Source organism: Deltaproteobacteria bacterium (assembly GCA_018668695.1).
Classification (GTDB): domain Bacteria; phylum Myxococcota; class XYA12-FULL-58-9; order XYA12-FULL-58-9; family JABJBS01; genus JABJBS01.
Genome location: JABJBS010000335.1, coordinates 1 through 8,907, shown reverse-complemented (window position 1 = coordinate 8,907; position 8,907 = coordinate 1). Strand labels below are relative to the sequence as shown.

Annotated in this window: 4 protein-coding genes; 2 read left to right on the top strand and 2 right to left on the bottom strand. The window is 49.8% G+C overall.

Annotated elements, in window-relative coordinates; genetic code table 11:
- Together HOK28_18995 and HOK28_18990 are read right to left on the bottom strand one after the other, a co-directional pair.
- Positions 1–2,747: hypothetical protein (locus HOK28_18995; GenBank protein ID MBT6435190.1), on the bottom strand; the 2,747-nt coding region annotated here is incomplete at its 3' end.
- 8 nt (positions 2,748–2,755) lie between these two features.
- Positions 2,756–4,624 carry a fibronectin type III domain-containing protein gene (locus HOK28_18990; GenBank protein MBT6435189.1) on the bottom strand — a complete coding sequence of 623 codons (1,869 nt, stop codon included), beginning with the start codon at positions 4,622–4,624 and terminating at the stop codon, positions 2,756–2,758.
- Positions 4,625–5,211: 587 nt separating this feature from the next.
- On the opposite strand from HOK28_18990, the gene HOK28_18985 reads away from it, so the two are divergent.
- Together HOK28_18985 and acs are read left to right on the top strand one after the other, a co-directional pair.
- The gene (locus tag HOK28_18985) at positions 5,212–7,179 is read left to right on the top strand and encodes a hypothetical protein (protein MBT6435188.1); all 1,968 of its coding nucleotides are present in this window, start codon (positions 5,212–5,214) and stop codon (positions 7,177–7,179) included.
- A gap of 127 nt (positions 7,180–7,306) precedes the next feature.
- Positions 7,307–8,907, top strand: a 1,601-nt coding sequence (gene acs / locus HOK28_18980) for an acetate--CoA ligase (protein ID MBT6435187.1), incomplete at its 3' end; no start/stop codon positions are given.

The window sequence follows — 8,907 nt, the reverse complement described above, 5'->3', positions numbered from 1 at the left end:
GATACATCGGTCGGCAAGAATGGTTCGCCAAATTTGGTGAGTCCCATGGGGCTTTGGTTTGTTTCCCCTCGGTCTCCCGCACACCAAATATTGTCGTGTTGATCGACGGCGAGTGTGCCGCATCGAATGACGCCGTCTTTTGGCGTGAGGGTTGTGTAGTAATTGGCGTGGTAGCGAATAACACTTCCCGACTTCGTGCCTATAGCGAGGGAACCATCACTGAGTGACGCCAGAGAGCCGGGGCGACTCGTGCGCACCGATTCTGGCAGGTTTTTAAGTGCCGAAAACGTGTTGTCGCTGGTGTCGAGTTTTTGGATGCCACCGGAACCGCCAATCCATAATCCGATGAGGGATCCGTTGCGAACTTGAGGTTCAAGAACGCTGATGCCGTTTGAGAGTAAACCATTGGCTTGAGTGTAGACGGTGGGCGTTCCACTGAAAATTCCTATTGATGATGTAGCCAATCCTATGCCCGCGCCGGCCGTGGCAGCGATGCCTACGTATTTATTTTGTGTGCTTGAGTAATATCCTTCAACATCGGTGCCGCTGTTGTAGTTGATTCCGATTGCCGAGAGCGGCAATCTTGAACCGCGCGACATATTACCACATCCAAAATGGTAGTGGCTGATCAAGAAATCTTTGGTGACATAAAAGTTGGCGTTTGCATCAACAACTTTCATGGCTCGTGGTGTACCGAGATTTGCAAATTGGGCCTTTTCAACTGTGAAGAAATCTTCAGTCAAAGTTTGTCCATTGTTGCTTTGCTCAGACAAGGCCAAGGTTCCGCCGCTGTAGACCCGATAAACAGAAGGATCTCCATAGATTCGTACGTAGCCTGTTGCGCCCTCGGTTCCCATATTACAGGTGGCAATGGCTTGCGAGGAGGTGGTTGTTTCCTCACACTTAACTTCCCAGCTCTGTCCGCCTGTATTCGGATCGGTGACCCGTTCCCATATTTTATACCCCATTTCATCGCCATTGGAGTTAGCGGTCATGTGCAGTACGACCTCGGATCCGAATTCACTGTTGTTAAAGGTCCACCCTGATGCATCGGGTAGCTTGCACGCCAACGCATTTCCCGTGGTGGTCGGACTACCATCTGAGGTAACGCCGTTGCTTATCCACCAGCGTGTGCCGGTTGTCGGCTCAATCTCTGCATCAACCATTGTTGCGGCGCTGCTTTGCTCCTCGCCTTGCCCGTCTAGGAGCGTATTAATTGGAAGAACGCTTTGTCCGTTGAATGTTGATAGGACAGGCTGACGAGAGTCGTAGGCTCCTACTAATAAATATTGAGACCCGTCGATGTCGGTGACCATATTGAGGCTTCTGATATCATTGGCGTTGAGTAAATCGTTGGGGATTGCTTGAAGTAGTGAGATTGAGCCCCCACTCATGTGCTGCACAAATACACCAAGGCCGCCAGGGTCTCTTTGATGGCGGGGTGCAAATGCAAAATCACCATTGAATTCAGTAAAAGCTTGAAAGTCGACCTGCTCGTCGTCGATCATTGGGGTTCTTGCGGAGATATTCCAATCGTTTTGACCGTAGTCAGTAATCTGCCAAAACCGTCCTTGGCCCATGACATCGCCGTCCGGAAGAGTTTCTTGGAACTCTGACCACAACTGGCACGAGGTCGTAAAAAAAGTTTTTTCAAAAGTGCCAGTTTGCGCCCGGCTGAAATGAATGTCGGTGACGTCGCATTTGGGTTCAGTGGTGTTGTTCGGGCTATGACTTTCAAAGCGCCAAATCTCAGTGAGGTTTTGCGTAACAAAGTACTTAGCGATGTGCTTTGGGAGCTGCCCGCCGTCGTATTGCGCGGCATTCCAACCAGAAAAACCGGCCCAGATATTCCTGTCATCGGTGTAGGTTAAGGCATTGACGTGATTGTACGGAAGACCGCCGGTGGTTTTTCTAAAGGGGAGCAGGTCACTGTTATTGGATTCAGACCAATCCCAATCCCACGAGTAGCTACTTGGAACAAAACGGGCGACACCAATACCACCCGAGTCGTTTGGCGTGATGCCTGCAACCCCTGTTGCAACCCAAAGCCGCCCATAGGAGTCGAGTTCAAAATCATTAATAGAGTCGTCAGGGAAATCCACAATCGAAGGACTGATGGTGGTGTTGTATTGATTACAGATGAGCTGAGTGGCGATTCCACTCTCATTAAAGTACGCGTCTTGAGTAGATGTTTGTTGTGGAAATGAGTTTGCGGAACAGCTTGCCATACCATTACGTCTTGTCCCAACAAGGAGTTGGTTCAGAGACGAGACGTTCCCGTTATCGTCAGTAATATCATTCGTAAGCCACTTAAGTGTTGTGACATTGCCCGGTGGAATACTGTTGTCGTCTTGGTAGCGGTAATTCTGCCAAGTTTGATGACTCTGAACATACATACTCAGGCCGTCGGGTGTAGCGAAAATACGGCAACCCCAAGCACCGGAGTTTGATCGCGTAAAGAGGCTACAGTTATCGTCAACGACGACCGCATTCACGCGCGCATCGACCAGTCCGTCACCGGGGTCATAGGTCTCTTGCACTTGCAGTGTATTGCTCGTGGGCTCGAATTTATAACGGATCGCACCTGCTTCGTTCAGTGCCCAGATAAAAGTTTCCCCACTGACGCTAATTTCGCTCTGTACCCCAATGGCTTCTTTACGGTTGGGGTAGTTGACGACTAGTGGAGCTGCCAGAGCAGATTCTGCCAAAAAGCTTACGACAAGAAGATAGGGGAGGTACTTGCGCATGGTCATTCCTATTGATTGGGCGAGGTCTGAGAGAGTTGAAGAAGTCGATTGGATATGTCGATATTTAGGATGAGTACTCTGGAGCCATCAGGGCTAACGGTTAGGCCTTTGGGGTCATCGCCTACCGCAATACGGCAGCTTCCTGTGCATCGTAAAGGGGTTAGGTAGCGGTGCCCAGGAGATGGTGTCTCGGCAGTGGGTTGATTAAATGCATACATCGTTAAAGCCTGGGCTTCTTGATGTGTAACGTAGAGTGCAGCCGTTGTATTATTGTCTTCATTAAGTATCCGCACAGCGGCAAGCGTTGGACTGTCTACCTGGAGCGGTAAGCGAAATACGTCTAAGCCTTTATCAATATCTATGATTGCGATTTCATTGGATCCCACGCCTGTAATCGCCGCATATCCCGTGTCAGCGATGACCGAAATCGATTCAGGACCGCCAACAGTTGTGGACGTAGAGGCCTCCAGGGTACTCATCTCTCCCAGGAAAAGTTGATTGGTTCGGTTCGATATTGCGATGAGGGTCTCGTTAGAAAAGGCAAGCTGGCTTAATTCAAAGGGTACCTCCCAGAGGAATTCCGGATTTTCCAGGCGCTGGTCGACGATATCGTACCGATACATGCCACACTCAACGTTAAAGCATGTTTGAGTGATGATGTTTTCACTACCTGCTAACGTAAACTTCAACGCCTCGTTACCAATGGTAGATTGATAGGATACAATCGTATGCTTCCATGCCCCGTTCTGACAGGTGTCCTCGGCAGTTTTGGCTGGCAACCCAGATGAGAGGTCGAGGCTGGCGATACCACTAAATTGTGTCCCAGGTTGATCCAAGTACGTGACGACGTACGGGACCCAAACAATGCTAGCACCTTCTGCGTCATTCATTAACTGCGGGGCGCCGTAGGTTTGTTGAAGAATGACACTTTCGCTGGGGATATCGATAAGAGTATTGGATGGCGCCGAACTCGTATCCCCATTCCCTGGAGCGTAGGAGGTGAACTGTACACAACCGGTTTCGATTTCGTTTTCAATGTCTATTTGCCAGAGTATAGCTTTTTCAGATTCAACAGCGAAGGACCGAGTAAGAGTGTATGCCTGGCTGCTATCGGCTGAAGTGAGCAGCCCTAAGGGCTGGTTATCTTGCTCTGCCAGGTACATGACGCTTGCTGGATCGGGATACAGAAATTGGAAAACGTCTTCCACGGAATAAGCGCTTTCAAGGCCGGTATCGTCGATAGCGGTTACTTTGAAGCTGTATTGCTCGTAGGGTAAGAGTCCTGAGATTTCGCAACTTAAGATACCTTCGACTTCTGAGTTTTCGTCGGGGCAACTTGTTGGGTGAGGCGTGTAGAAGCTGCTATTACCTTCACGGAAATGGACCTGATAGGAGGCCACGTCTTCTTCTTCACTCTTGCTCCAAAAGACAGTGATAGCATCGTCGCCAGATTTCACGGCATCCAAGACGATAGGGGGAAATGGCGCTCGAATCAGTGTGGCGGGTTCTAGGCTGTGAGCCTCTCCAGGATTAAGACTCGGCACTGCGATGCGAGCGCTTTCAAATTCTAAATTCGGTTCTTGGGTGTATTCGGCGACCACCATGTAATCAACGCCCGAGTTAAGATTGGCTAAGGTGAACGAGCCGTCTGTCGTCGTGGTTGCCGAATTACCCGAATAGCCGTCGAGGCGAACTTGAATGCCGCCGTGCGCTGTTCGGCCTTCAAGATAAATGGTGCCTGTTATGGAAGCAGATTCGCGAGTTGCGCTTGGCGCCTCCGGATCAAATGGATTCGACGGAGCCACTCCGGTTTCACACCCTGCTATCAAGAGTGTTACTAAAAGAGTGGCAACGGCTAGCAATTTAGAATGAAGCACAGCTCTATCCTTTATGTTTAGTTAAATTGACCAAACGGAGAACAACATTGGCCTTGCGAGGCTTCACTCAAATGAGCTTGATGAGTGAGGCTTCGACGAACCTTCCGTCTATTATTGAGGCTTTTCCAACAATCCCAGCCAAGACCATGGTTTATCAAAGAGGCCTCTCAAGATCAGGGTGATCCTGAGCTATTGCAGAATTAATGGCATGCCCGGGATCGCCTCGAATTCTAAGGAACTTCGAGGTGCTACAGCTGAATTTGACATTGAATTTTGAGGTAATCTTTAGACGCAGTGCATTTCCATAAATTTATTTAACCAACAATATGGCGTATCTGAATCGATATAGTGGCGGATTTTATGGGCCAATTCTTAACCAATTGGCGCTGCGATTATCGCGGTCGTAGCTCGAAAGTTGCTAGATTTTAACGACTTTCGAGTTGGTTATCTTTTTTTCCAAAAAATTACAGAGACATAGGAGAGACCGGAGCTGAAGAGGGCAACCCTTTGTTTGGATTTGATACACGGTGGCACGGCTTTTGTATTGTTTAAAGCAACACGGCGGTCATGCCAGTTTGGGGAATCACATGCTCGATAAAGAAAATGCACAGTTTAGTCCGCAGCGTATACCGGTTGTGGTGCCACGAGGAGCCGCTACAGTTGAGCTTTTTCGCAGTGTCTTTTTCATCGAACCAACGATCTCTTCTCGCGATGCCCTTGAACTTAAAGCCGATTGCCTCATTTTCGATTGCCTTCCCCATATGTCGTGGGACCGAGCAGAGCACCATGCTAACAACATTCTCAGCAGTGGTGCCCTCGGTCACTCGGCGATTTACGCTCGAATGCCCTCCCTTAAAAATCCCAAAGTTCTTGAGCGCGCACTCAAGTGTTGGGTCCGCCCGGAAATGACTGGGTTGGTGGTTGCCGGCTTTAAAGGCGGCGCAGATGTTCAAGAGTTTGAGCGTAAGCTTTCTACCGCGGAGCGAAACGCCTCTATGCGTGAAGGCACTTTGAAGTTAATTTGTTTGGTTGATTGCCCTGAGGCCGTCCGCAATGTTGCGCGGATTGTACGTTCTTCAACTCGGGTGAAAGCCGTTTCTTTAGTTCATGCTGACGCTATGGCCCGGCGCGGTGGTCGAAGACCTGCGGATATTGCACTCTTAAATGAGCAAGACTTAATCGGGTCTTGCCGAAAAGTAGGCGTCACTGTGATCGGTGCTCCGGTCATTGAGCAACATGCGAAAGAGGAGCTGGAGCGCGAATGCCTTGCTCGTCGAAACCAAGGTTATGGCGGCGTTTTTATTTTGGGAACGCGCCAAATCGAAACCGTTCACGGCGTATTTGGTCGCCTTGCTTCCACTTCAAAGCAAGAGTTGTCGGGCGCTTATCCAAAAGTGACAGGAACCGCTAAACGCCGAGTTTCAGACATTACGATTGAAACTCCGGCCATCGCAGCCCCTGCACCGGTGGCGACACTTAAGTCCGCTGAAGTTGTCCGCGGCAGCCTGGTTAAGACCTGCGACGAAAAAGTAGTTTGGACAAAAGGCGAAATTCGACAAGGTCTGCGTGAAGTAACAATTGATTCTTCGATGATAGCTCTTTGGAATGCATCGGTTGGCACGAGTGACCCATACACCCTGAGTGTAGAACGAGCCCAGTCTATTGGGGCTAACGAGAGACTGATTCCCCATTCTTTATTGATGAACCTCACTTTAGGTGTTTGTGGCCGCGAGATTCTGGCAATCGCCAGTGCCGAACTCGGCGTCCAAGAGGTTTATTACGAGAAGCCGGCCTGCGTGGGGGACACTTTGCATGGCGCATTGATGGTTCAAGATATCCGTAAGACCACACAGAGTGCACGCTCGGTGGTGAAGTCTCGGCTTGTCATGTTCAACCAGAACGATGAACGTATCTTTTCACTGACGCTATTAACCGCTCATATTAACTTAAAGTCGGGCGAAGAAGTATCCAACTCAGATACAGCCGCTTTTGCTGCAGCCGCTTCGCGAGACCTCTTAGGCGCTTTGATGACCGATCCGAATCGACTTCCTGCAGGGCAGCCTTTGAAGCCTGGGCAACTCATACTTCACCGAAATGTGGGTGCATTTGAAGATATTCAAACCCACAGTCTCCGAAGTGTTTCGCAAATTGACCCGTGGAATGAATCACAACGCGCACGCAGTGAGTTTCCGCTACAAGTAAGCCTTGGGATGTCTTTGACCGAGCATGAACTCAGCGGCAATGTGCACGAGATTCTGGAATATGCAGCGCCTGTTCACCGTTCAGACTCAAGCGAAAATTTGGGTGTTATTTCATACGTCCTTGAAGTCGAGCCACTGGGCGAACATTTCGAGGTGGTACGCGTGAAGACTTTGGCACTTCGTGGCATTGCACCGGCGCAAGCTCTTGTGAAGGTTGATTTGCCAAAATCACTTTTCGAGCTGGGCCCGCAAAAACCGTCAGATTACGATAAGATTTGCCAAAAGTATGCCTCCGACTTGATGGGTAAAATAGCCTGGCAGGCCGTTCGGCGTTTGGTGCGTCCTCGCACTTAAGTATTTAATTTTCATAGCTTTCGAGCGCTGGCTTGATTCATTCGGACCCTGAATCGAACACTTGACGTTGAATCCCCCTCGCAGCTGCACTACTCGTGTCATTCGTGATCTACGAAGGAGACGATTGATGATTCCCGTAAAAGAAACCATTGCCAAAGAAGCGACCGTTGCAAGCTTAGAGCAATACAATGAACTCTACAGGCAATCGATTGATGATCCTGCCACCTTTTGGCAAGAGCAATCTGAGCGGCTTAGTTGGTTTCAGCAGGGAATCAATGTTTCTGATACCGATTACGACGGTGTCCATCTGTCTTGGTTTCAAAACTGGAAACTCAATGCTGCTTATAACTGTATCGACAGACACGTGGAAACGCAGCCGGACAAGACGGCCATCATTTGGGCCAAAGATGAGCCGGGTGAGTACGAGCATATAAGCTACCGCGATTTACAACGTCATGTTTCTCAAATGGCGAATGTCTTAAAAGCACAAGGCGTTGGTAAAGGAGACCGTGTCTGCATTTACTTGCCGATGATTCCAGAGCTTGCCTACAGCGTGTTGGCTTGTGCACGAATTGGTGCAATCCACTCGGTTGTTTTCGCCGGATTTTCAGCCGATAGCCTTCGCGATAGAATCGTTGATGCAACCTGTAAGCTCTTGATTACGGCTAATGAAGGTGTGCGGGGCGGTAAAGCCATCGCACTTAAAGCTATCAGTGACGAAGCCGTCGATGGTTTAGAGTGCATAGAAAAAGTGTTGGTCGCCAAGCGCACTGATACTGAAGTCTCGATGACCCAAGGCCGCGACTTGTGGCTCCACGAAGAGCTGCCACGCCAGCGCACTGTCTGCCCGGTTGAGTGGATGGATGCCGAAGATCCTCTTTTCATTCTTTACACGTCAGGATCCACCGGAAAGCCAAAGGGCCTAGTTCACACAACTGGAGGCTACCTGCTCTACGCCTCCATGACCCATGAACACATTTTCGATTTGAAATCTGACGATGTTTACATGTGTGCGGCAGATGTTGGCTGGATTACCGGACACAGCTATATTCTCTATGGGCCGTTGGCCAATGGAACCACCACGGTGATGTTCGAATCAACCCCGGTTTATCCAGACGCGGGTCGTTACTGGCAGGTTGTAGACGACCTGAAGGTTAACATTTTCTATACAGCGCCCACCGCAATTCGAGCCATCGCTCGCCACGGAGATGAAGAGGTCACGAAGTATAGTCGAGAGAGCCTTAGAATTCTGGGAACAGTGGGGGAACCGATTAACCCGGAAGTGTGGGAGTGGTATCATGACGTCGTTGGCAACAAGCGCTGCGCAGTCGTCGATACTTGGTGGCAAACAGAGACCGGCGGTATTTTGATATCTCCTCTTCCTGGCGCGACACCATGTAAGCCTGGTTCAGCAACACTTCCCTTCTTCGGAGTTCAGCCCATTCTTGTTGACGATGAAGGAAAAGAACTCAAGGGCAATGGTGTCTCGGGGAACTTGTGTTTAAAGCAGCCTTGGCCCGGGCAGAGTCGAACGATTTGGGGAGACCATGAGCGGTTTTGCCAAACTTACTTCTCCATGTTCCCTGGGCTTTATTTTACCGGTGATGGTTGTCGCAGAGATGAGGATGGCTATTACTGGATTACCGGCCGCGTCGATGATGTCCTCAACGTATCAGGTCACCGGTTAGGAACGGCGGAAATTGAAAGTGCGTTGGTTGCACATCCGTC

Bases quoted from the DNA above. Each gene is read 5' to 3' on its own strand.
- HOK28_18985 (MBT6435188.1), top strand. From the start codon at position 5,212: ATGCTCGATAAAGAAAATGCACAGTTTAGTCCGCAGCGTATACCGGTT.